Source organism: Mixta sp. Marseille-Q2659, assembly GCF_940807255.1.
In the GTDB taxonomy this organism is placed as follows: Bacteria; Pseudomonadota; Gammaproteobacteria; order Enterobacterales; family Enterobacteriaceae; genus Mixta.
In genome coordinates this window covers 34,306-58,618 of the sequence record NZ_CALNWY010000006.1, presented here as the reverse complement: position 1 = coordinate 58,618, position 24,313 = coordinate 34,306, and the positions used below count along the sequence as shown (strand labels likewise).

Below are 24,313 nucleotides of genomic sequence, written 5' to 3'. Positions count from 1 at the left end.
CAGTAATCTGCCCGAAAATTTCTTAAATGAAGCGGCAGATCCCGGAAACAGGGTTATTTATAAGCACTGGGACAATCAGGCGAAACGTCTTGTACCTCTACATTGAGACACTGAAACAGAGACTGGATGCCATTAACCAGTTGCGTGTCGATCGCGCACTGGCTGCAATGGGCCCTGCTTTCCAGCAGGTATACGGTCTGCTGCCAACCCTATTACATCATCATCATCCTTTGATGCCGGGCTACCTTGAAGGTAACGTTCCATTCGGCGTCAGCTTTTACACGTCTGATGAAAATCAACAGCGCTACCTGAATGATATCGAACGTAAATCAGGCCAGCCAATTGCCCTACCGCCCAAAGGGGAGATGCCGATCACCGGCCTCTATTCTATGGGCAGTACCTCTTCCGTTGGGCAGAACAGCACCTCCGATTTAGATATTTGGGTTTGCCACCAGTCATGGCTGGATAGCGACGAACGTCTGGCGCTCCAGAAAAAATGCCAGCTGCTGCAGAAATGGTGCGCGGCGATGGGCGTTGAGGTGAGCTTCTTCCTGATTGATGAAAACCGCTTTCGCCATAATGAAAGCGGCAGCCTCGGCGGCGAAGACTGCGGCTCAACGCAGCATATCCTGCTGCTGGATGAGTTTTACCGTACCGCTGTGCGCATGGCGGGCAAGCGTATTCTGTGGAATATGGTGCCGGGCGAAGAAGAAGAGCATTACGATGATTATGTGATGTCGCTCTATGCGCAGGGCGTGCTGACGCCGAATGAATGGCTCGATTTGGGCGGGCTGAGTACGCTCTCCGCCGAAGAGTATTTTGGCGCCAGCCTGTGGCAGCTCTATAAAAGTATCGATTCGCCCTACAAGGCGGTATTGAAAACGCTGCTGCTGGAAGCCTATTCCTGGGAATATCCGCAAACGCGCCTGCTGGCGATGGATAGTAAACAGCGTCTGCATGATGGCGAAATCGTTTCCTTCGGCCTTGATCCCTACTGCATGATGCTGGAGCGCGTAACGCATTATCTTACCAGCATCGACGATCACGCCCGGCTCGATCTGGTGCGCCGCTGCTTCTATCTGAAAGTCTGTGAAAAACTGTCGCAGGAAAGTAGTCCGCATCGTTCCGGCTGGCGCCGCGAAATTCTGGCGCAGCTGGTCAGCGAGTGGGGCTGGGATGAAGCGCGTCTTGCCATTCTCGACAGCCGTGCCGACTGGAAAATCGAGCGCGTGCGCGAAGCGCACAATGAACTGCTGGATGCGATGATGCAGAGCTATCGCAACCTGATCCGTTTCGCGCGCCGCAACAACTTAAGCGTCAGCGCCAGTCCGCAAGATATTGGCGTGCTGACGCGCAAACTGTATGCCGCCTTTGAAGCGCTGCCTGGCAAGGTGACGCTGGTTAACCCGCAGATTTCCCCGGATCTCTCCGAAACGCATCTGACCTTTATTCACGTGCCCGCCGGGCGCGCGAACCGGTCAGGCTGGTATCTTTATAACCAGGCGCCGGATATGAACTCCATCATCAGCCATCAGCCGCTGGAATATAACCGCTATCTGAACAAGCTGGTGGCCTGGGCCTGGTTCAACGGGTTGCTGACGGATAAAACCCGGCTGCATATTAAAGGCAACGAGACCTGCGATCTGGCGCGCCTGCAGGAACTGGTCGCGGACGTTTCGCACCATTTCCCGCTGCGGCTGCCAGCGCCGACGGCGAAAGCGCTCTATAGTCCGTGCGAAATCCGGCATCTGGCGCTGATCGTGAACCTGGAATATGACCCAACGGCGGCGTTCCGCAATCAGGTGGTTCATTTCGATTTCCGTAAGCTGGATGTCTTCAGTTTCGGCCAGCAACAGCAATGTCTGATCGGCAGTATCGATCTGCTCTATCGCAACTCATGGAATGAAGTACGTACGCTGCACTTCAACGGCGAACCGGCGATGCTGGAAGCGTTAAAAACCATTCTCGGCAAAATGCACCAGGACGCCGCGCCGCCCGATGCGGTTGAAGTGTTCTGTTACAGCCAGCATCTGCGTGGCCTGATCCGCACGCGCGTTCAGCAGCTGGTCTCCGAGTGCATTGAGCTGCGGCTTTCCAGCACGCGCCAGGATCCGGGCCGCTTTAAGGCGCTGCGGGTTGCCGGACAAACCTGGGGCCTGTTCTTTGAGCGTCTGGGCGTTTCGGTACAGAAGCTGGAAAACGCGGTGGAATTTTACGGCGCCATCTCCAACAACAAGCTGCACGGGCTCTCTATCAAAGTGGAGACTGAACAGGTGCAGCTGCCGCCGGTGGTCAATGGCTATGCCAGCGAAGGGATTATTCAGTTCTTCTTTGAAGACACGAATAACGACAGCGGCTTTAACATCTATATTCTGGATGAAACCAACCGCATTGAGGTTTATCACCATTGCGAAGGCAGCAAAGAGGAGCTGGTGCGCGATGTCAGCCGTTTCTACTCCTCGTCGCACGACCGTTTTACCTACGGTTCCAGCTTCGTTAACTTTAACCTGCCGCAGTTCTACCAGATTGTAAAAGTAGACGATCGCACGCAGGTCATTCCGTTTCGTAGTCAGACGCTGACCCAGCTGTGCGCCAATCTGCCGGACAGCAACAGCAACGATTATCCGCAGCGCTTTCAGATGTACTAAGCCTGCGGGATCCGCCGTCTTTACCTTTCTTTTCCATGAAACTGCTTCGGCGTCGGTTTTTAACCGGCCCACCTGTATTTCATCTGTCTTTCGAGACAGGTCTTACGCGCACTGATACGCGCCTGCTTTATTTTGCCTGAGGCGGCGGACGCTTTTCCGCCATAGCAATCAGCAGGGGCGGCAATGAGCAAACGGGAAGAGATTATTGATCCCTGGGCATCGGGGAAAAAAGACCGCGGCCTGATTTATTCAGAAGTGTTGGGCTGGATAGATTTAGGCCATGCGCGCGGGGATGATATAACAAATTGTCTTGAACAAATGCAAAGAGGCGAGGTCAGCGGGCAGCCTTACTATCTGGTTGAGTATCAACAAACTATGCAAAAGTTGCGGTTTAGTACCGGTCGCTGCTCGCGTTGGAATATCAAACGAGGGCGTTCATTATCGGAAAGACACAGCATTACGCTGGCGCTGATGATGGAAACGGCGATTGCGTTTGAAAACTGGCAGTCGATGCCCTTTTTTAGCTGGTACACTGACAGCGGCTTTAGCGCTGAGGATCTGGTTTCCGATCTGCTGGGGTTTTATAAAGTTGTGCGACCGCAAAACTACTGGCCGTGGCTGAAAATAGTCAGCAAAGAGGCGGCGCTCAGGCGCTGGGATTACTATGGCGCGCTGGGCAGTTTTAAAAACAGGGGTTTTATTCCGCTGCTGTTCCCGGACCCGGCTGATAAACACATTCCTCATGTTCCTTATAAAGGCAGGTTGCCGAATTTTATGATGTCGATTGATCCGTTTACCCGGTTTGATTCTGATATTGTCCGGCGTATCGATGCCGGAGTGCAGGTGACAGCTAAATGGGAGTAGACATCGAATGAAATGGATCTGGCGAATATTGGGGCTGCTATTTTTTATCGTTGCCGTCGTTTTTTTTATTGAAGAAAAATGGATAAACGACGCAGAGCGGATGTCCGGTTTCAAACAAAGCGAGTGGGGCCCCTATCACTTTTTCGTCGATGAAGATATTAAAAATGCGCCGCGTATTTCGGCTGATTACTACTTTCGTTTTCGCAGGCTGGACGGCCCTTCGCCTGAAATCAGCGGTATTGTGTATCTTGACGCAACGGAAACGGCCGCGCTGGAGAGCTATCTGACTACTCTGGGTTACCATTATGTCACCACCGATGAGTACGGAGACCGCTGGGAAAAAGAAGACTGGCCGATTCCTGAGTTTTATCTCTGGCAGGATAAAGAAAGACGTATGATCTTTTTAACAAAATATACTTTATAGGGCAAAGCTCTACAGCCGATTTATTGTCCGTCGTATTGATGTCGGAGCGCAGATTATTGTCGGATGTGAAAGTTAACGAAAAAATGAAATGATTCATGCGGACGCTGGGGATAACAGTGGTGATGTTTATCGCCCTGGTTTTAGCCGATTGTAAAATGATGGGCATAGCAGAAAAAAGCGCCGGTTTTAAACAGAGCGACTGGTGGCTTTATTACTCTTTCGTTGATAAAGAGATCAAAAATGCGCCGCGTACTTCGGATGATTATTACTTTCTCTTTGGGATGATGGATGGTCCTTCTCCAGAAATGAGCGCTATTGTCTTTAATAGCGCAACGGAAACAGCCGCGTTAGAAAACTATCTGACGGCTTTAGGATATCATTATGTCTCTGATGGTGAGTGGGGCGGGCATTGGGAAAGAGAGGATACGCTGAAAACTAAATTTTATATACGGCAAAGCAAAGAGCAGCAGGCCATTCAGTTAACGAAATATACTTTCCAGAATAAAGCCCCATAGGGGCTTTGCATGCAGCCTGGCTTTTGGCAAACATCAGCCTGACACTCAACTAAATGCCGGACAGCAACAGCAACGATTATCCGCAGCGCTTTCAGATGTACTAAGCCTGCGGGCTCTGCTTTTATCCCTCTTCTCCATAAACCTACTGCGATCTTTAAGCGATCTCTGTGCCTTTCGGAACAGATCGCTTTACTCCCGTTTTCTGGTGTCCCCACCATGGGGTATTAGGCTTTTTTTGCGTCAACGATTGAGTAATAAGCAAAAAAGCAGAATATCCATGCAGAACATATGGATGAAAAGGACGTCTGATGCTCAGGCTCTACACGCTGTGGGAACTGGAACGGGAGCTGTCTCCCGAAGATTTCCAGTACATACTGACACCGGAAGCTGCTCTGGAAAAAGCGACTGTAAGTTATGACCTGGACTACAGAAACTACATATACCCGCCGTTAGGTGAAGTTCCCAGAAAACTGAGCATTCCGAAAGACAAGCCTTACACAAGGGCAGACCGTACAGTCTACGATCCGGTTTATGACGATCTGGAAATGAACCTGATGGAAGGCTGGATAATTGGCCTGGACACAGACGAATACTGGGATGACACCGTAAACCCTTTTCATATCGATGCTGACAGCAAGCTCATTTTTGATAACGTGGATCCCTTTTGTTGGGTTGTCAGTGATTTCCAAAGAGCATTTCAGAGAGCAATCAATAACCAGAACGGCAGAAAACCCGCGCCAACCGAGAGATTTCGCCCTTCCGGTGAGCCAGTACAGCACGCTCAGGCAGCCAAAACGATTAACAGTAAAGCTGCCGGGAGACTGCTGGCGGCAGGCGGTATTTACAACGGCAACATTGAGGGATTCCGTCAGACCGCACAGCAGCTGGGCGGCGATGCGCCAGCGGGCTACGATCAGGTTATGGATAACAAGGGATTGCTGATTACCGCCGCATCAGTAGCCGCCGGGCTGACGATGGGAAGAGTTAACGTTACTGGAGAACTGAAAGAATTATCGTCATTAAGCAAAATCCCAACCTTTGAATCTCCTGCTTTAAAGGGGTTTACCTCAGCGTCAGGGACATTACTCAATGCCGAACACGCCGTGGTGGATTACAGAAAACTATCCACTTACTCTTTAGATGCTACCCACCCAATCGGAGGGCATAAGGCCAGAGTATTCCAGTCGGCGCTGGGTTATAGCCCGACAAATATAGACGTGTTAGCGGGTAGAGTCCAAAAGGGCATATTAACCGCCCCAGCTAAAGTTTTGGACGCAAACCAACACGGACAGCGAATGGCCGTCGACATGCCGCTATTAGGCGCTAACGGTAAGACCGTGATAGTGCGCAGCGGTTGGATATATGAACCTGATGCCGTCGTTCCACGTATGACGACGATTTTTGTTAAGTGAGATACAGACCATGAGAAGAGAAGAGTTTGAAGTGGTTGTGTTAGCGGAAGATTTGCCGGATGAAGGGTTAACTAAAGGCATGGTGGGTGCCATCGTATTCATACATGAAAAACCCAATCTGGCCTATATGGTTGAATTTGTTGATGATAAAGGGCGAACTGTTGCGATGCCTGATCTTTTACCTGAGCAAATAACGGATTATATCCCGCCAGAATAATTGCGGGAGATGCGATTTACCATCACGCCGTTATAGCGCAAAGCCCCACAGGCGCTTTGCGTTTCACTCGCTTCAGGAAAAGCGCGGTTTGACAGTTAACGAAACGCCATCTTTTCACCCGACTGCGCGCTACAGGCATCCGCCAGCAGCTGCCAAAACTCGGCGCCGCTGCGATTGCAGATCCACTGGCCGTTTTGGTAATCGAAATGGTAACCACCGCCTTTGGTCGCCAGCCAAATCTGATGCAGCGGCTCCTGACGATTGATAATAATTTTGCTGCCGTTTTCAAAACTCAGCGTCATGATCCCGGCCTGGGTTTCATAATCGATATCGCTGTCGCCATCGTAGGCGTCGAGTTGCTCTTCCAGCCTTAACATCAGGCTGTCAGCCAACTGGTGAAATTCACTGTCTTTCATAGGATGTCCTTTATGTTTTGGCTGAGTATAACGCGAAGGAAGCCTTTGCAACATCCTCCGATAAGAGTGAGATCCCGCACACCAGGTTACCTTTTCCTGTTGCTTTTCCAGGATCAACTGCGATGATAAGCAACCAGGAAAACGCATCAATCATAAGCAGGAATACTATGAATAAAACCCTTTGTCGGCTGGCAATCATGCTGGCGCTGACCAGCCTGGCGGGTTGCGGACTAAAAGGACCGCTCTATTTTCCGCCGCAGGATAAGCCGAAACAGAGTTCGCCGCAGGAGACTACGCCTGCTTCCACGGCAACCCAGCCGGAAGGTCAACAAGACAGCATTCTGGCCAGCCCGGATGCGGACAGTCACGTGACGCAATAATTATGATGGCCCAGCCGGCGGAGCAGAAAATGCAGTTCTCTAAAATGCACGGTCTCGGCAATGACTTTATGGTTGTTGATGCCGTTACGCAAAACGTCTATTTCTCGCCGGAGCTGATCCGCCGCCTGGCGGATCGTCATCTGGGCGTAGGTTTCGATCAGCTGTTGATCGTCGAGCCGCCTTACGATCCCGATCTCGATTTTCATTATCGTATCTTTAACGCTGACGGCAGCGAAGTGGCGCAGTGCGGCAACGGCGCGCGCTGCTTTGCCCGCTTTGTGCGCCTGAAAGGTCTGACCAACAAAAGCGATATTCGCGTCAGCACGCAGACCGGACGTATGGTGTTAAGCGTCACCAGCGATGAGCAGGTGCGCGTGAATATGGGCGAACCTAATTTTGAACCGCAGCAGGTGCCGTTTCGCGCCAACAAGGCGGAAAACCTCTATCTGCTGCGCGTTGCCGAGCAAACCCTGATGTTTGGCGTGGTCTCTATGGGCAACCCTCACTGCGTTATTCAGGTAGCGAATATCAAAACCGCCGCGGTTGAAACCCTGGGCCCGCTGCTGGAGAGCCATGAGCGTTTCCCGGAGCGGGTTAACGTCGGCTTTATGGAAGTGGTGAATCCGGAACATATTCGCCTGCGCGTTTATGAGCGCGGGGCCGGAGAAACACAGGCATGCGGTAGCGGCGCCTGCGCGGCGGTCGCCAGCGGTATCCAGCAGGGTTTGCTGGCGGAAAAAGTTCGCGTCGATTTACCAGGTGGCGCGCTGCATATCGCCTGGAAAGGGCCGGGACATCCGCTCTTTATGACCGGCCCGGCTACGCACGTTTATGATGGATTTATTCATTTATGAAAAATGTCGGAGAGACAGCCAGCGCGCTGATGCTGGACGACGAAGCAGTATGTGATTATCTGCGGCACAACCCAGATTTTTTTATTCGTAACGCCCGCCAGGTAGAACAGATGGCGGTGCCGCATCCGGTACGCGGCACGGTATCGCTGGTGGAATGGCATATGGCGCGCCAGCGCAACCATATCCAGCAGCTGGAAGATGAAATTACCCAACTGATGGAGCAGGCGTCCGCTAATCATCAACTATTTGATCGCCTGCTGAATCTTCAGGGCCATCTCGCCTCTGCGCCGTCGCTCCAGGAGATGCTTAATCGTCTGCAGCGCTGGGCGCGCGATTTAGGTCTGGCCGGTGCCGATGTACGGCTGTTCAGCGATCGCTGGCAGCTCGGCGCGCCGTCCAGCTTTACCCAACTGGCGCTGTCGCGTCAGGCTTTTGAGCCGGTACGCATTCAGCGGCTGGGCAAAGAGCAACACTATCTCGGCAGCCTTAACGGCCCGGAACTGTTGCTTCTGTTGCCGCAGGCGCGGTCGGTCGGGTCGGTGGCGATGTCGCTGTTCGGTGAGCGCGGCGAACTGGGCATACTGATGTTCAGCAGCCGCGATACGCATCACTATCAGCCCGGACAGGGTACGCTGCTGCTGCATTATCTGGCGCTGATGCTGCCGGAACTGCTAAACCGTTGGGTGGCGCGCGCATGAGTGACATCATGCCGCTACAGGCCGCCGTCGAGGGCTTTCTGCGTTATCTGAAAGTCGAGCGTCAGCTTAGCCCGTTAACGCATGAAAACTATGGGCGTCAGCTGGCGGTGCTGATGGAGCAGGCCAGCGAGATGAAAATCAGCGACTGGGCGCAGCTGGAGCCGGCGCATGTGCGTTCGCTGGCGGCCAAAGGCCGCCGCGCCGGTTTGCAGCCCGCCAGCCTGGCGCTGCGGCTCTCGGCACTGCGCAGTTTTTTAGACTGGCTGGTCAGCCAGGGCGCGCTGAAGGCGAATCCGGCGAAAGGTATCGCCACGCCGCGCGCGCCGCGTCACCTGCCGAAAAATATCGATGTCGATGAGGTTAACCAGCTGCTGGCAATCGACGAGCGCGATCCGCTGGCGGTGCGCGACCGCACGATGATGGAAGTGATGTACGGCGCCGGGCTGCGTCTTTCCGAACTGGTCGGTATCGATTTGCGCCACCTCGATTTAGAAGCGGGCGAAGTCTGGGTAACCGGCAAAGGCAGTAAAGAGCGCCGTCTGCCCATCGGTCGCACGGCGGTTGAGTGGATCGAGAAGTGGCTGGCGCTGCGCGAACTTTATGCGCCAGAGAGCGACGCGCTGTTTATCTCGAAAGAGGGCAAGCGTATTTCAGTGCGCAATGTGCAAAAACGCTTTGCCGAATGGGGCGTTAAGCAGGGCGTTAGCAGCCACGTTCATCCCCATAAACTGCGCCACTCTTTTGCCACCCATATGCTGGAATCGAGCGGCGATCTGCGCGCGGTGCAGGAGCTGCTGGGCCATGCCAGTCTTTCGACCACGCAAATCTATACCCACCTCGACTTCCAGCACCTGGCATCGGTGTATGATGGGGCGCATCCGCGCGCCAAACGAGGAAAATCCTGATGTATTTTTATCGTCGGCTGAAGCCGATCAAAGCGATCACCTTCGATCTGGATGACACGCTGTATGACAACCATCCGGTGATCCGCAAAACCACGGCGGAATCTCATCGTTTTTTACAGTCTTATCATCCCGATCTGCACGATTTCTCGGTAGAAGCTTACCAGCAGTTGCGCGACCGCCTGCTGGCGCAGGAACCGGACATTTACCACGACGTGACCGAATGGCGCCGCCGCACCGTAGAGCAGGCGATGCTGGAAGTTGGCCTTTCGCCTGCTGAAGCACAGGAAGGAGCGGAGAAGGTGATGGCCGTATTCGCCCACTGGCGCAGCCAGGTGACCGTAGCGCCGGAAACGCATGTGGCGCTGGCGGCGCTGGCGGAGCGGGTGCCGCTGGTGGCGATCACCAACGGCAACGCCGAACCGCATCTGTTCGGCCTCGACAGCTATTTCCAGTTTGTGCTGCGTGCGGGCCCGCACGGACGCGCAAAGCCGTACCAGGATATGTATCATCTGGCGGCACAGCGGTTAGATCTGCCGCTGGAAAATATTCTGCATGTAGGCGACGATCTGACGACCGACGTGGCTGGCGCGCTACGCTGCGGCATGCAGGCCTGCTGGATTAACCTGCGTGAGGGTAACCTGATGCAGATTGACGATGCGCGGCTGCTGCCGCACGTGGAAATTACGCAGTTGGCATCGCTGACTGCGCTGATATAATCTTCTGTACAAATATCCAGTAACCTTACTGGATAGTTTCTCCTGAATGACGGTGCTTATGGACGTTTCTGACCTGCTTGACAGCCTGAATGATAAACAGCGCGAGGCCGTAGCGGCTCCCCGCAATAACCTGCTGGTGTTGGCGGGCGCGGGCAGCGGTAAGACGCGCGTGCTGGTGCATCGCATCGCCTGGCTGCTGACGGTAGAGAACTGCTCGCCTTATTCGATTATGGCGGTCACCTTTACCAACAAAGCGGCGGCGGAGATGCGCCATCGTATTGAACAGCTGATCGGCACCAGTCAGGGCGGCATGTGGATTGGCACCTTCCACGGGCTGGCGCATCGCCTGTTGCGCGCCCATCACCTGGATGCGCGCCTGCCGCAGGACTTTCAGATTCTCGACAGCGAAGATCAGCTGCGTCTGCTGAAGCGCCTGATCAAGGCGATGAATCTCGATGAGAAGCAGTGGCCGCCGCGTCAGGCGATGTGGTACATCAACGGCAAAAAAGATGAAGGTCTGCGACCGCAGCACATTGAAAGCTACGGCAATCCGGTTGAGCAAACCTGGCTGCGTATATATCAAGCCTATCAGGAGTCCTGCGACCGCGCCGGACTGGTCGATTTTGCCGAGCTGCTGCTACGCGCCCATGAGCTGTGGCTGAATAAACCGCACATTCTTAACCATTATCGCGAACGCTTCACCAACATCATGGTGGATGAGTTCCAGGACACCAACAATATTCAGTACGCCTGGATTCGGCTGCTGGCTGGCGACAGCAGCCGGGTAATGATCGTGGGTGACGATGACCAGTCGATTTACGGCTGGCGCGGCGCGCAGGTGGAAAATATCCAGCGCTTCCTGAACGATTTTCGCGGCGCGGAAACTATTCGTCTGGAGCAAAACTATCGCTCCACCAATAACATTCTGAAGGCGGCCAACGCCCTGATCGCCAATAACAACGGGCGTCTGGGGAAAGAGCTGTGGACCGATGGCAGCGACGGCGAGCCGATTTCTCTCTACTGCGCCTTTAACGAGCTGGATGAAGCGCGCTTTGTCGTCAACCGTATTAAGGTCTGGCAGGAGAACGGCGGCGCACTTAGCGACTGCGCCATTCTCTATCGCAGCAACGCCCAGTCGCGCGTGCTGGAAGAGGCGCTGCTGCAGGCCAGCATGCCATATCGTATTTATGGCGGCATGCGCTTCTTCGAGCGTCAGGAAATCAAAGATGCGCTGGCCTATCTGCGCCTGATCGCCAACCGCAATGATGACGCCGCCTTTGAGCGCGTGGTAAATACGCCAACGCGCGGCATCGGCGATCGCACGCTGGATGTGGTGCGTCAGGCCTCGCGCGATCGTCAGCTGACGCTGTGGCAGGCCAGCCGTGAGTTGTTGCAGGAGCGGGCGCTGGCCGGACGCGCCGCTGCGGCGCTGCAACGCTTTACCGAACTGGTGGATTCGCTGGCGCAGGAAACCGCAGAGCTGCCGCTGCATATCCAAACCGACCGGGTGATCAAAGATTCCGGCCTCTGGCTGATGTACGAACAGGAAAAAGGCGAGAAAGGCCAGGCGCGTATCGAAAACTTAGAAGAGCTGGTGAACGCCACGCGTCAGTACAGCTATCAGGACGAAGACGAAGATCTGATGCCGTTGCAGGCGTTCCTTTCGCATGCGGCGCTGGAGGCGGGCGAAGGTCAGGCCGATAAATGGCAGGATGCCGCCCAGCTGATGACCATGCACGCCGCCAAAGGTCTGGAGTTCAGCCAGGTCTTTATCGTCGGCATGGAAGAGGGGATGTTCCCCAGCCAGATGGCGCTGGATGAAGGCGGCAGGCTGGAAGAGGAGCGCCGTCTCGCCTATGTCGGCGTCACGCGTGCGATGAAAAAGCTGACATTGACCTATGCGGAAACGCGCCGTCTGTACGGAAAAGAGGTTTACCATCGGCCGTCGCGCTTTATCGGCGAACTGCCGGAGGAGTGCGTGGATGAAGTGCGCCTGCGCGCCAGCATCAGCCGTCCGGTCAGCCATCAGCGGATGGGCACGCCGGTAGCGCAAAACGACAGCGGTTTTACGCTGGGCCAGCGTGTACGCCACGCCAAATTTGGCGAGGGCACCATTATCAATTTGGAAGGCAGCGGCGATCACAGCCGTCTACAGGTGGCATTCCAGGGGCAGGGAATTAAGTGGCTGGTCGCCGCCTATGCGCGGCTGGAAGCGGTCTGAGTGGTACCCTAAAAGTCATGTTGTCTCGCCCGGACCGCAGCAGGCCGGGCGGGGTTTTATCCTCTTTTTAGTTACCGTTCTCATCGATAAAAAGCGCGACAGCGACAGCGTCCTGCTTCGCTTGACGCCTTTTTCGTCTCAGCGTAACATGCGCGCACCATCACCCTAAGAGGACTTTCGCCTTGGACGCTCCCAGTCGATGCTGGCTCATCCACCTTATCAACAGGTACAACCCCTAAGGCCATCCTCTTATGCTGATAGCCTTTGTGGTTGTCAGCGACCGCATTTCCCGTCGCATGAGTTAGCGTTTACTACTGACTGAAATTTAAGTCTCCGTGTTCCGGCGTATTGTCCCGTTTGAATGACTCATTGGGAGTACTGCTATGCTGAGCGCTTTTAAACTGGATCACAGCCGCCTTACACGTCTGGAGCTGGAAGATACGCCGGAAGATTTGGTCTCTTCAGTTTGGGTCGATTTAATCGAACCTGAAGAAGCAGAACGCAATCGCGTGCAAAACGAACTGGGCCAAAGCCTGGCGACGCGTCCAGAGCTGGAGGATATCGAGGCGTCCGCGCGTTTCTTTGAAGACGAAGATGGCCTGCATATCCACTCCTTCTTTTTCTATGAAGATGCCAAAGACCACGCCGGTAACGCCACCGTTGCGTTTACCATACGCGAAGGCCGCCTTTACACGCTGCGCGAGCGCGAGCTGCCGGCGTTTCGTCTTTACCGTATGCGCGCGCGCAGCCAGACGCTGATTGACGGCAACGCTTATGAGCTGCTGCTGGATCTGTTCGAAACCAAAATCGAACAGCTGGCAGATGAAATCGAAAACATCTACAGCGATCTGGAAAAGCTGAGCCGGGTCATTATGGAAGGGAAGCAGGGCGATGAGTTCGATCAGGCGCTCTCTACGCTGGCGGAGCTGGAGGATATTGGCTGGAAAGTGCGTTTGTGCCTGATGGATACTCAGCGTGCGCTCAATTTCCTGGTGCGTAAGGCGCGCCTGCCGAACAACCAGCTGGAGCAGGCGCGGGAAATCCTGCGCGATATTGAATCCCTGCTGCCGCACAATGAATCGCTGTTCCAGAAGGTTAACTTCCTGATGCAGGCGGCGATGGGCTTTATCAATATCGAGCAGAACCGCATCATTAAAATTTTCTCGGTGGTATCGGTGGTGTTCCTGCCGCCCACGCTGGTGGCGTCCAGCTACGGGATGAACTTTGAATTTATGCCGGAGCTGAAATGGAGCTTTGGTTATCCTGCCGCCATCGGCCTGATGATCCTGGCCGGACTGGCGCCCTACCTCTACTTCAAGCGCAAAAACTGGCTGTAACGCACGCGGGCCGGAATGAGATTCCGGCTTCCCGCCGCTGGCATTCGCGGCGGGTTGTGCGTAACCTTATATTTTTCAAATCTAATCCTCACCCTCTATGGAAAAACGCTCGCGTACGCAGCAGTGGGCCATACTTCTCGGCGTCTCGCTGCTGTTGGGTTTTGTTCTGCAATATTTTCACGTGCCGGCTGCCCTGCTGCTGGGGCCGATGATTGTCGGCGTGGTGATGGGCCTGATGGGCGCCACGTTACGCATTGATAAGCGACTGTTTATCCTCTGCCAGGCGGTGCTGGGCTGCATGATTGCGCAAAGCCTCTCGCCCTCGGTTATCGATCCGCTAATTGCCGACTGGCCAATTGTGCTGGCGGTGCTGCTGATGACGATGGCGGCCAGCGGCCTGTCCGGCTTTCTGCTGGTGCGCTACAGCGATCTGCCGGGGCCGACCGGCGCGTGGGGATCGTCGCCCGGCGGCGCGTCGGCAATGGTGGCGATGGCTGCCGATTACGGCGCCGATGCGCGGCTGGTGGCCTTTATGCAATATCTGCGCGTGCTGTTTGTGGCGACTGCCGCGGCGATGGTGGCGCGCATTGGCTTAGGCGATGAGGCGCAAAGCGCAGCGCCGCAGGTGTGGTTTCCGGCGCTCGATATGCGTTTTGTCATTACGCTGGGGATTATGTTGCTGGGCGCCTGGCTTGGACAGCGCTTTCGCATTCCCGCTGGCGCATTGCTGATTCCGGCGCTGGCTGGTGCGGTCCTGCAAAGCAGCGGAACGGTGGAGCTACAGGTGCCGGAGTGGCTGCTTGCCGCCGCCTACGCCTTAATCGGCTGGACGGTCGGATTACGCTTTACGCGGCCGATATTCCGGCTGGCGTTGCGCACCTTGCCGCAGATGCTGGCGTCAATTATTGGGCTGATGCTGCTGTGCGGGGGCATGGCGTGGATACTGACCAAACTGCTGGATGTTGATCTGCTGACGGCCTACCTGGCAACCAGCCCTGGCGGGCTGGATACCGTGGCAATTATCGCGGCGGGGAGCCGCGTCGACATTGCGTTTGTGATGGCGCTGCAAACGCTGCGCCTGTTTACTATTTTGCTAACCGGCCCGGCGATGGCGCGCTTTATCTCACGCTTTGCGCGCGCCTGAGCGGCGCAGCGTATAAAGGGCGTCAACGATAAACAACGCCAGCGCCAGCCAGATAAAGCCGAAGGTGATCGCTTTATCGGGCGTCATCGTCTCGCCATAAAACAGCACCGCCAGCAGGAACATCAGCGTTGGCCCCAGATACTGGAAAAAACCCAGCGTTGAAAGGCGCAGGCGCGTCGCCGCTGCGGTGAACAGCATCAGTGGAATGGTGGTAACAATTCCGGCGGCGATCAGCAGCAGGTTGAGCGAAGTTGCATTATTGCTGAGATGGCTGGTCGCGCTGTCGGCGATGCCAAACAGATAAATCGACGCCAGCGGAAACAGCCACAGTGTTTCAATCAACATGCCGCTCTGCGCATCTACTGCGATTTTCTTCCGCGTCAGCCCATACAGCGAGAAGCTCAGCGCCAGGCCCAGCGCGATAATCGGCAGCGAACCAAATTTCCACAGCTGCACCAGCACGCCGCAGGCCGCCAGCGCGACCGCCAGCCATTGCATGCGTCGAAAGCGCTCGCCAAGAAACAGCATACCTATAACGACGTTAAGCAGCGGGTTAATAAAGTAACCCAGGCTCGCTTCCAGCATATGATGGTTATTCACCGCCCAGATAAACAGCAGCCAGTTGCCGCCGACCAGCGTGGCGGAGACCGCCAGCAGCAGTACCTTTTTCGGCTGATGGATTACCGTTTTGACCCGCTGCCAGCTACGGCTGACGGAGATTAGAATCAACATAAACAGCGCAGACCAAATCACGCGGTGCGTCATAATCTCGCCCGGCGCGACCTGCTGAATCAGTTTGAAATAGGCCGGCGCGATGCCCCAGATAAAATAGGCGCCCAGCGCGCAGAAAATGCCCTGGCGCGTTTGTTGTGTATCCATCACCGTATTCCCAATTAAAAGGCGGCAGTGTAAAGGAAAATCAGCCGCAAGGGTAAAATTAACCCACCAGATAGGTTGCGGTAGCGCTGGCGATATGCACGCCCGCATCGTTGTGTAACTCCACGCGCGCAACGGAAATTTTATTCCCGGCGCGCAGCAGGCTGCTGGACGCAATAAAATGCTCGCCGCGTCCGGGCCGCAGATAATCCACTCGTAAATCAATGGTTCCCATCCGCGACAGGCGCTGCCGCAACTCCTGCTCGGTAATATGTTCCTGCCGCGTCAGCGAACTGCTGACGCAAACCAGGCCAGCTGCCACGTCCAGCACCGACGCGATTACGCCGCCGTGCAAAATCTGCTGCGCCGCATTGCCGACCAACATGGTTTTATTGGTAAAGCGCAGCTCGGCATAGTCGCCCTCCAGCCGTTTTAGCTCCAGGCCTAATGCCTGATTAAAAGGCATGTGATAAACAAATATCTCGCCGATCAGCTCGCGCGCCGCCGCCGGATTTAACTGAGTCACTGACATAAAAGGATTTTCCTGAGCCTGAATCACACGGGCAGGCATGTTAACAAATTGTGTATTTTATGCTGGCAGGAATGTGCTTTCCACTTTCAGAAAACAGCGCTGATTTCATCTGGTAATTGTGTGTAGAATGGCCTGTTTTTTTATTTAATGGCCTTTTGAATGGCACTCAGCGCTTCACCGGAGAATACTATGCGTATGCTAAGAGGATTAGTTGCAGCGGCTCTGTTATTGCCCGCTTTTGCGCAGGCTAACGAAGCCACTATCAGGGATGTTCATGATGCGCCAGCGGTACGCGGCAGTATCATCGCTAACTTACTGGAAAAGCACGATAACCCGTTCGTCCTTTATCCCTATGAAAGCAACTATCTGCTTTATACGCTGACCAGCGATCTCAATAAAGAAGCGATCGAATCTTATAACTGGTCTGATAATGCGAAAAAGGATGAGGTAAAATTCCAGATTAGCCTGGCGTTTCCTTTATGGCGCGGCATTGCCGGTGATAACTCAGTGCTGGGCGTGTCTTATACGCAGCGTTCCTGGTGGCAGCTTTCTAACCGTGGCGAATCGTCGCCGTTCCGTGAAACCAACTACGAACCACAAATTTTTCTCGGATGGGCTACGGATTACTCCTTTGCTGGTTGGACGCTGCGTGATGTGGAACTGGGCTTAAATCACCAGTCGAATGGCCGCTCCGATCCGACCTCGCGCAGCTGGAACCGCGTTTATGCGCGTTTAATGGCGCAAAACGGCAACTTTATGGCGGAAATCAAGCCCTGGTTCCGTTTGTCGGAAAGCGAAAGCAGCGACGATAACCCTGACATTACGAAATACATGGGTTACTATCGCGCAAAATTAGGTTACCAGGCGGGCAACAGCATTTTCAGCATTCAGGGCAACTATAACTGGAATACCGGTTACGGCGGCGCGGAGCTGGGCTGGAGCTATCCGATTACCGAACATGTACGCTTTTATACCCAGGTATTTAGCGGCTACGGTGAATCGTTAATCGACTATAACCATCGCCAGACGCGCGTTGGCGTGGGCGTAACCTTAAACGATCTGTTCTGACTCAGGCCCGTTGGGGCTTGCCACACAGCAACACTCTCTTCGGGCGGTTCGCCGCCCGTCAAAATAGCTTAATGCAGTGCAATACGGGGAAGACGTGTCTACGGCGGCAGTAATCAATCACGAAACGCTGGCTGAACAGGTATTACGCGATACCTTCGGCTACCAGCAGTTTCGCCCCGGTCAGCAAACCATCATTCAGGCGTCGCTGAGCGGCCGGGATTGTCTGGTGGTGATGCCCACCGGCGGCGGAAAATCGCTCTGTTATCAAATTCCGGCGCTGGTGCGCGACGGCCTGACGCTCGTCGTCTCGCCGCTGATCTCGCTGATGAAGGATCAGGTTGATCAGCTGCTGGCGAACGGCGTGGCGGCGGCGTGCCTTAACTCCTCGCAAACGCGTGAAGAGCAGCAGGCCGTGATGGCGGGATGCCGCAGCGGTGAGGTGCGTTTGCTCTATATCGCACCGGAACGCCTGATGATGGATAACTTCCTCGACAGCCTGACGCACTGGAACCCGGCGATGCTGGCGGTGGATGAGGCGCACTGTATTTCGCAGTGGGGTCACGACTTCCGGCCGGAATATGGCGCACTGGGCCAGCTGCGCCAGCGTTTCCCGACATTGCCGGTGATGGCGTTAACCGCTACCGCCGATGAAACCACGCGTAACGATATTGTTCGCCTGCTCCAGCTTGACGATCCGCTGATTCAGATCAGCAGCTTTGACCGGCCTAATATCCGCTACATGCTGGTGGAAAAGTTTAAGCCGACCGAACAGCTGCTGCGTTATGTCCAGGATCAGCGCGGCAAAAGCGGCATTATTTACTGCAACAGCCGCGCCAAGGTGGAAGACACCGCTGCGCGCCTGCAAAGCCGCGGCCTGAGCGTCGGCGCCTATCATGCCGGCATGGATAACGCGCATCGCGCGCAGGTGCAGGAAGCCTTCCAGCGCGACGATCTGCAAATCGTGGTCGCTACCGTCGCCTTTGGTATGGGTATCAACAAACCCAACGTGCGCTTTGTGGTGCATTTCGATATTCCACGCAATATTGAATCCTATTACCAGGAAACAGGCCGCGCCGGGCGCGACGGTCTTCCTGCCGAAGCGATGCTGCTTTACGATCCGGCAGATATGGCCTGGCTGCGGCGTTGCCTGGAAGAGAAAGCGCCCGGCCCGCTGCAGGATATTGAACGTCACAAGCTCAATGCGATGGGCGCTTTTGCCGAAGCGCAAACCTGTCGTCGTCTGGTTCTGCTGAACTATTTCGGCGAAGGCCGCCAGCAGCCGTGCGGCAACTGCGATATTTGCCTCGATCCGCCCCGGCGCTACGATGGTCTGGTTGAGGCGCAAAAAGCATTATCAACCATTTATCGCGTTGGCCAACGCTTTGGCATGGGCTACGTGGTGGAAGTGCTGCGCGGCGCCAGCAACCAGCGCATCCGCGATCAGGGTCATGACAAACTGCCGGTTTACGGCATTGGTCGTGAGCAAAGCCATGAGCATTGGGTCAGCGTGCTGCGCCAGTTGATTCATCTGGGGCTGGTGACGCAAAACATTACGCTGCACTCGGCGCTGCAGCTGACCGAAGCGGCAAGGCCGATTCTGCGCGGCGAAGCGCCGTTGATGCTCGCCGTACCGCGTTTGATTACCGCCAAACCGAAATATAACAACCAGAAAAGCTACGGCGGCAACTACGATCGTAAACTGTTCGCGAAACTGCGTAAGCTGCGCAAAGCCATTGCCGACGAAGAGAATATTCCACCTTACGTGGTGTTTAACGATGCCACGCTGATTGAAATGGCAGAGCAAATGCCGCTCACTGCCTCGGACATGCTCAGCGTCAACGGCGTCGGTCATCGTAAGCTGGAGCGTTTTGGCAAGCCTTTTCTGGTAATGATTCGCGAGCATGTGGACGGCGAAGAGTAACGCGCAGAGGCGTCTTTGCAACATGAAATAATCGCCACAGATAACAGGTGAACCGAAAAGAATTTAGCGCAATAATCATCTTTTCTGCGGGATAGCCGAAAAGGCCGTCCCGTTTACTTTTTCGGCAAGGATATTGTTATGCTCGCGCTTTTTCTCACCGTTGCTGTGGTGCATTTAGTTGCGCTGATGAGCCCCGGCCCCGACTTCTTTTTTGTTTCGCAAACGGCTGCCAGCCGCTCCCGTAAAGAGGCGATGCTGGGCGTACTGGGTATTACGCTGGGCGTCATGGTGTGGGCTGGCGTCGCGCTGATGGGATTGCATCTGATTCTGCAAAAGATGGCCTGGCTACATGAAGTGATTATGGTTTGCGGCGGGCTCTATCTCACCTGGCTGGGTTGGCAGCTCATGCGATCTGCGCGTCAGCAGCATCGTCAACCAGCCGGAGAAAATGCCGAAGCGAATGTCGAGCTGGCAAAAAAAGGACACAGCTTCCTGAAAGGCCTGTTAACCAATCTTTCCAATCCTAAAGCAGTCATCTATTTCGGCAGCGTCTTTTCACTGTTTGTCGGCGATGACGTATCCGCCGGCGCGCGCTGGGGTCTGTTCGTACTGATCCTCTGCGAAACTTTTGCCTGGTTTACGCTGGTGGCTGCTGTGTTTGCGCTGCCATGGGTGCGCCGTAAGTATCAGCGCATGGCGAAATGGATCGACGGCATGGCGGGGGTGCTGTTCGCCGGCTTCGGCATCCATCTGATCCTCTCCCGTTGAGTGCGGCCTGATTTACTTGCCATTTGCTGACCGGGCAGTACTCGCTTCCTCACGTATTATATACGCCCAGGCGCTGCGCGCTGGCCGTGAGCGAACAGGTACGGCCTGGTTTACTTGCCATTATGCTGAACGGAAGCAGACCACCAAACTATCTGCCGCTGAGCGGAAGTAGATCGCTGAACCCTCTGCCGCTGACCGGAACCAAACCACCAAACGCCCGGCCGCCACAAAATCTTCCTACGCCATCCGCCTTGCCGAAGCCAACAGCGCGCCAACGGCAACAAACAGCCCGCCAAACACACGATTCAACAGCTTCATCTGATGCGGGCCTTTAATCCAGACGCCTATCCGCCGCGCCAGCATGGCATAACCAATCATTACGATGATATCGACCACCACCGTTGTCACGCCCAGCACCAGATACTGCACAGCCTGGGGATGATGCGGAATAATAAATTGCGGAAACAGCGCGGCGAGAAAAACAATGCTCTTGGGATTGGTCAAATTCACCAGCAGGGCGCGCTGAAACAAATGCCGACGCGGCATAGCGCGCGACACCGCATCCAGATTAATCGCGCCGGCTGCGCGCCACTGCTGAATACCCAGCCAAACCAAATAGGCCGCGCCCGCCCACTTTAAAACCTCAAATGCCAACAGCGAACGGGAAAACAACGCGCCCAGTCCAATGCCGACCAAAACAATATGCGTACTCAATCCCACCTGTAGGCCGACGATCGACGCTGCGGCGCCCCGATAACCGTGGCTAATACTGGTACTCATAGTATTTATCGCCCCGGAACCGGGCGACAGGCTAAGGATCACGGTGGTTAACAGATAAGTCAGCCACCATTCGATAGTCATGGGTAACGCTCCCTGATTGCGCAGAATTGTGCCACAATACGCCATTGCCAGCGGTTGCGCTATGGTCGTATTTTGCCGGGCGTATAAAGGGAGTCGAGCCATGACCAGTCATAAAAAAAACTGGCCAACACGCGAACAGGCATTTGCTGCTTTCGCCACCGGGCCGCTACTTGATTTCTGGCGACAGCGCGAAGAACAAGAATTTATCGGCGTGGAAAACGTGCCGATCCGCTATGTGCGCTTCACATCCCCGCAACACGACAAAGGCATATTGATCGTACCGGGACGCATTGAAAGCTACGTTAAATATCCCGAACTGGCTTACGATCTCTGGCACTGCGGCTATGACATCATCATTGTCGATCATCGCGGACAAGGGCGTTCCGGGCGGCTGCTAAAAGATGCCCATCGCGGCCACGTTGTCCACTTCGATCACTATGTCGATGATTTAGAAACGCTCTGCCTGAAGGAACTGATTGCCGGTCATTATCAAAAGCGCTATGCGCTGGCACACTCCATGGGCGGCGCCATTCTGACGCTACTGCTGGCGCGCAATCCTGCCGCGTTTAACGCTGCCGTACTGGCTTCGCCGATGTTCGGCATCTATCTGCCGATGCCCGCCTGGATGGCGCATCGCATTCTCGACTGGGCGGAAAAACGTCCGGCGATACGCGATGGTTATGCGTTGGGAACCGGCAAATGGCGGGCACGTCCGTTCAGCCTGAATGAACTAACGCACAGCCGCGAACGCTATAAGCGTAACCTGCGTTTTTATGCTGACGATCCGGCGATACGGGTTGGCGGGCCGACCTATCATTGGGTGCGAGAAGGTATTCAGGCTGGCCAAAATATAGTGGGCAAGGCGGCGGACATCACCACGCCGCTGCTGCTGCTACAGGCCGGTGACGACAAAGTGGTGGATAACCGCGCGCAGGATCTTTTCTGTGCTGCGATGCAGGCCGCGGGTCATCCATGTGATGGCGGCAAGCCCCGAATAATTACAGGCGCGCGTCACGAGATCCTGTTTGAAAAAGACGCCATGCGCGCCGAAGCGTTACATGCCATCGTCGATTTTTATGCGCGGCATGAATAAATTGCACTACTCAGAACCTTACAACTCTCTTCGAAACCAGAGGTTTTCATGTATCACGTTGTTGCTTCCGATCTGGATGGCACCCTGCTTTCCCCGGATCATCGTTTAACGCCTTATACTAAAGAAACGCTTCGACTGCTGACCGCGCGCGGCGTACATTTTGTTTTCGCCACCGGTCGTCATCATGTTGATGTGTCGCAGATGCGTGATAGCCTGGAAATCGAAGCTTATATGATCACCTCTAACGGCGCGCGCGTGCATAACACCTCCGGCGAGCTGATCTTCAGCCATAACCTTGATGAAGATATTGCCCACGATCTCTACGCGTTAAAGTATGACGATGCCGACATCCTCACGCACGTCTATCGCGATGATGAATGGTTTCTGAACCGCCATCGCCCGGAAGAAGAACGCTATTTCCGGGAATCTGTCTTTACTTACCAGGTTTATGAGCCGGGCCTGCTGCCTACCGACGGCATCAGCAAAGTCTTTTTTACCTGCGACGAGTCGGAAAAACTGGTGCCGCTGGAAGAAGCGATCCTGGCGCGCTGGGGCGATCGGGTTAACGTGTGTTTCTCTTTGCCCACCTGCCTGGAAGTGATGGCGGGCGGCGTCTCTAAAGGCCATGCGCTGGAAGAGGTTTCGAAACTGCTCGGCTACTCGCTGGAAACCTCTATTGCCTTTGGCGACGGCATGAATGATGTGGAAATGCTGACGCTGGCCGGGAAAGGCTACATTATGCAAAATGCGCATCAGCGCCTGAAAGATCTGCTGCCGGAACTGGACGTGATTGGTTCAAACGCGGAAGATGCGGTCTCCCGCAAGCTACGCGAGCTGTTCCTTGCCTAAGCGCTAACGCAGGCGGCTCCTCAGCCGCCCGCTTCTCTTCTCCAGCCCGCCTTTTTAGGCCTGCCCTGTGGTTCAATTAATTCTTCTGCAACTTTATTTTTCCTGTGAGAAAACGCGCATTTTTCACCAAATCAAGATTGTTACGCTGTATAAAAAATAGTTAATATCGAGCCGCTTGTACGGGACGTACAGCTTTTATCGATGCGTTAAATGACAGGGAACGTCATGAAAATCTTTTCTTTTTTGCCGCGGTCAGGGCGGCAATGGCTGCCAATGGCAGTAATCTTTAGCGCTTTTCCAACGGCAGCGGCCCTGTCGGACCAGCAGTTTATCCACCAGCAGCAGCGCCAGCAGGTGCTGGAAGAGCAACTTACTCCGCCTGTTCCCGATATACGTTTATCTCCTCCGGTGGCAACTAACGGGCAGATTACTTTTCCGACCGAAAGCCCCTGCTTCACCATTCACGACGTGACGCTGAAAGGACAGGACGCGCTGCCGCACTGGTTGCCTTTGCAAAAACTGGCGAATCAGGCAGCAGGGCAATGCCTCGGTAGCCGGGGAATTAACCTGCTAATGAGTACCCTGCAAAACCGAATCATCTCCCACGGCTGGACTACCACCCGCGTCCTGGCGCCCGCGCAGGATTTAAAAAGTGGCCATCTGCGGCTGACCGTTCTGCCTGGTAAAATTCGCCACGTGGTGATGACGCCAGACAGCAGCCGCTGGTTTTGGTCGTATAGCGCATTTCCCGCCCACGACGGCAATCTGCTTGATTTACGTGATATTGAGCAGGGACTGGAAAATCTGCAACGCCTGCCGACCGTGCAGGCGGAGATGGAAATCGTCCCGGCTGAGCAGCCGGGCGAGAGCGATATTATTATTTCCCGCCAACAGCGAAAATTCTGGCGGCTTGGCCTGTCACTGGATGATTCCGGCACCGCCGCCACCGGACGCTACCAGGGTGGGTTGACGCTCTCCCTGGATAATCCGCTGGCGCTAAGCGATCTGTTCTGGTTTTCGATAACCCACGATTTACAACCTGGGCGAGAGAAGAGCAACCAGAACCTCAGCGCCTCCTGGTCCGTGCCGGTTGGCTGGTGGTCACTCTCGTTGACCGGCAGCGATTATCACTATCATCAGACGGTAGCGGGCCTGACGGAAGATTACCGCTATAGCGGTAAAAGCCAGAATCTGAGCGCCCAGCTCAGCCGGGTGCTGCACCGCAGCAGCGCGCAAAAAACCACGCTGACGTATGACGTGCAAACCCGTATAACCCGCAACTATATCAACGATACCGAAGTTGAAGTGCAGCGTCGCCATGTCTCCTCATGGAAGGCGGGCCTTCAGCATCGCCACTATATCGGCCCGGCGACGCTGGATGCGGGGATCAGCTATCAGCGCGGTACCCGCTGGTTTGGCGCGCAGCCCGCGCCGGAAGAGCCATTTGATGAAGGTACGGCTCTGAGCCGCATTCTGCGTACTGATGCCCGCCTGAGCCTGCCGTTTGCTCTGGCTGGGGAAAATTTCCGCTATGACGTGGCCTGGCAACGCCAGACCAGTACGACACCGTTATCCGTCAGTGGAAACGGGCGCA

Annotated in this window: 23 protein-coding genes and 1 pseudogene; 20 read left to right on the top strand and 4 right to left on the bottom strand. The window is 55.1% G+C overall.

Annotated elements, in window-relative coordinates; genetic code table 11:
- The first annotated feature begins 89 nt into the window (after positions 1-89).
- The 6 genes from P3C52_RS06455 (at position 90) to P3C52_RS06430 (ending at position 6,080) form a co-directional block, all read left to right on the top strand.
- On the top strand, positions 90-2,648 hold the full coding sequence (locus P3C52_RS06455) for a class I adenylate cyclase (protein ID WP_275554356.1): 2,559 nt from the start codon (positions 90-92) through the stop codon (positions 2,646-2,648).
- 183 nt (positions 2,649-2,831) lie between these two features.
- Positions 2,832-3,512: a hypothetical protein gene (locus P3C52_RS06450; RefSeq protein ID WP_275554355.1), complete on the top strand. Its 681-nt coding sequence runs from the start codon at positions 2,832-2,834 to the stop codon at positions 3,510-3,512.
- 100 nt (positions 3,513-3,612) lie between these two features.
- Positions 3,613-3,936: a hypothetical protein gene (locus P3C52_RS06445; protein WP_275554354.1), complete on the top strand. Its 324-nt coding sequence runs from the start codon at positions 3,613-3,615 to the stop codon at positions 3,934-3,936.
- 95 nt (positions 3,937-4,031) lie between these two features.
- Positions 4,032-4,451 carry a hypothetical protein gene (locus P3C52_RS06440; protein WP_275554353.1) on the top strand — a complete coding sequence of 140 codons (420 nt, stop codon included), beginning with the start codon at positions 4,032-4,034 and terminating at the stop codon, positions 4,449-4,451.
- Between the two features lie 308 nt (positions 4,452-4,759).
- Positions 4,760-5,863 carry a DUF6883 domain-containing protein gene (locus tag P3C52_RS06435; RefSeq protein WP_275554352.1) on the top strand — a complete coding sequence of 368 codons (1,104 nt, stop codon included), beginning with the start codon at positions 4,760-4,762 and terminating at the stop codon, positions 5,861-5,863.
- A 10-nt stretch (positions 5,864-5,873) separates the two neighbouring features.
- Positions 5,874-6,080 (top strand): DUF4926 domain-containing protein, encoded by a 207-nt coding sequence (locus P3C52_RS06430; protein ID WP_275554351.1) that lies wholly within the window; start codon positions 5,874-5,876, stop codon positions 6,078-6,080.
- Between the two features lie 95 nt (positions 6,081-6,175).
- Here the strand turns inward: P3C52_RS06430 and cyaY are convergent, their stop codons facing one another.
- Positions 6,176-6,496, bottom strand: coding sequence for an iron donor protein CyaY (cyaY, locus tag P3C52_RS06425; RefSeq protein ID WP_275554350.1), 321 nt, complete (start codon positions 6,494-6,496; stop codon positions 6,176-6,178).
- A 167-nt stretch (positions 6,497-6,663) separates the two neighbouring features.
- Between cyaY and P3C52_RS06420 the strand changes: the two genes are divergently transcribed.
- The 8 genes from P3C52_RS06420 to P3C52_RS06385 all read left to right on the top strand — a co-directional run bounded on the left by P3C52_RS06420 (position 6,664) and on the right by P3C52_RS06385 (position 14,751).
- Positions 6,664-6,876 (top strand): lipoprotein, encoded by a 213-nt coding sequence (locus P3C52_RS06420; protein ID WP_275554349.1) that lies wholly within the window; start codon positions 6,664-6,666, stop codon positions 6,874-6,876.
- 29 nt (positions 6,877-6,905) lie between these two features.
- Positions 6,906-7,730 carry a diaminopimelate epimerase gene (gene dapF / locus P3C52_RS06415; protein WP_275554457.1) on the top strand — a complete coding sequence of 275 codons (825 nt, stop codon included), beginning with the start codon at positions 6,906-6,908 and terminating at the stop codon, positions 7,728-7,730.
- On the top strand, positions 7,727-8,428 hold the full coding sequence (locus P3C52_RS06410) for a DUF484 domain-containing protein (RefSeq protein WP_275554348.1): 702 nt from the start codon (positions 7,727-7,729) through the stop codon (positions 8,426-8,428). Before dapF ends, P3C52_RS06410 begins: the two co-directional genes overlap by 4 nt.
- Positions 8,425-9,333, top strand: coding sequence for a tyrosine recombinase XerC (gene xerC, locus P3C52_RS06405; RefSeq protein ID WP_275554347.1), 909 nt, complete (start codon positions 8,425-8,427; stop codon positions 9,331-9,333). Before P3C52_RS06410 ends, xerC begins: the two co-directional genes overlap by 4 nt.
- Positions 9,333-10,049, top strand: a complete 717-nt coding sequence (yigB, locus tag P3C52_RS06400; RefSeq protein ID WP_275554346.1) for a 5-amino-6-(5-phospho-D-ribitylamino)uracil phosphatase YigB — start codon at positions 9,333-9,335, stop codon at positions 10,047-10,049. Before xerC ends, yigB begins: the two co-directional genes overlap by 1 nt.
- Before the next feature lie 58 nt (positions 10,050-10,107).
- Entirely contained in the window at positions 10,108-12,270 is a 2,163-nt protein-coding gene (gene uvrD / locus P3C52_RS06395; protein WP_275554456.1) for a DNA helicase II, read from the top strand.
- 383 nt (positions 12,271-12,653) lie between these two features.
- Positions 12,654-13,607 carry a magnesium/cobalt transporter CorA gene (gene corA / locus P3C52_RS06390; protein WP_275554345.1) on the top strand — a complete coding sequence of 318 codons (954 nt, stop codon included), beginning with the start codon at positions 12,654-12,656 and terminating at the stop codon, positions 13,605-13,607.
- A 97-nt stretch (positions 13,608-13,704) separates the two neighbouring features.
- Complete coding sequence (locus P3C52_RS06385; protein ID WP_275554344.1) at positions 13,705-14,751, top strand: AbrB family transcriptional regulator; 1,047 nt, start codon at positions 13,705-13,707, stop codon at positions 14,749-14,751.
- Here the strand turns inward: P3C52_RS06385 and rarD are convergent.
- Both rarD and P3C52_RS06375 read right to left on the bottom strand, forming a co-directional pair.
- Entirely contained in the window at positions 14,731-15,630 is a 900-nt protein-coding gene (gene rarD, locus P3C52_RS06380; protein WP_275554343.1) for an EamA family transporter RarD, read from the bottom strand. The genes P3C52_RS06385 and rarD overlap by 21 nt on opposite strands.
- A 58-nt stretch (positions 15,631-15,688) precedes the next feature.
- Positions 15,689-16,159 (bottom strand): thioesterase family protein, encoded by a 471-nt coding sequence (locus P3C52_RS06375; RefSeq protein ID WP_275554342.1) that lies wholly within the window; start codon positions 16,157-16,159, stop codon positions 15,689-15,691.
- 189 nt (positions 16,160-16,348) lie between these two features.
- On the opposite strand from P3C52_RS06375, the gene pldA reads away from it, so the two are divergent.
- The 3 genes from pldA to rhtC all read left to right on the top strand — a co-directional run bounded on the left by pldA (position 16,349) and on the right by rhtC (position 19,916).
- The gene (pldA, locus tag P3C52_RS06370; RefSeq protein ID WP_275554341.1) at positions 16,349-17,227 is read left to right on the top strand and encodes a phospholipase A; all 879 of its coding nucleotides are present in this window, start codon (positions 16,349-16,351) and stop codon (positions 17,225-17,227) included.
- Between the two features lie 94 nt (positions 17,228-17,321).
- The gene (gene recQ, locus P3C52_RS06365) at positions 17,322-19,148 is read left to right on the top strand and encodes an ATP-dependent DNA helicase RecQ (RefSeq protein ID WP_275554340.1); all 1,827 of its coding nucleotides are present in this window, start codon (positions 17,322-17,324) and stop codon (positions 19,146-19,148) included.
- Positions 19,149-19,286: 138 nt separating this feature from the next.
- The gene (gene rhtC / locus P3C52_RS06360) at positions 19,287-19,916 is read left to right on the top strand and encodes a threonine export protein RhtC (protein WP_275554339.1); all 630 of its coding nucleotides are present in this window, start codon (positions 19,287-19,289) and stop codon (positions 19,914-19,916) included.
- A gap of 237 nt (positions 19,917-20,153) precedes the next feature.
- Here rhtC and rhtB read toward each other — a convergent pair whose 3' ends face one another.
- Complete coding sequence (rhtB, locus tag P3C52_RS06355) at positions 20,154-20,777, bottom strand: homoserine/homoserine lactone efflux protein (RefSeq protein ID WP_275554338.1); 624 nt, start codon at positions 20,775-20,777, stop codon at positions 20,154-20,156.
- 100 nt (positions 20,778-20,877) lie between these two features.
- Here rhtB and pldB point away from each other — a divergent pair, with 100 nt between their 5' ends.
- The 3 genes and pseudogenes from pldB to P3C52_RS06340 form a co-directional block, all read left to right on the top strand.
- Entirely contained in the window at positions 20,878-21,870 is a 993-nt protein-coding gene (gene pldB, locus P3C52_RS06350; protein WP_275554337.1) for a lysophospholipase L2, read from the top strand.
- A 48-nt stretch (positions 21,871-21,918) separates the two neighbouring features.
- The gene (gene yigL, locus P3C52_RS06345) at positions 21,919-22,719 is read left to right on the top strand and encodes a sugar/pyridoxal phosphate phosphatase YigL (protein ID WP_275554336.1); all 801 of its coding nucleotides are present in this window, start codon (positions 21,919-21,921) and stop codon (positions 22,717-22,719) included.
- Positions 22,720-22,992: 273 nt separating this feature from the next.
- Positions 22,993-24,294: pseudogene (locus P3C52_RS06340) on the top strand (ShlB/FhaC/HecB family hemolysin secretion/activation protein); the annotation flags it as partial.
- Between the last annotated feature and the right edge of the window lie 19 nt (positions 24,295-24,313).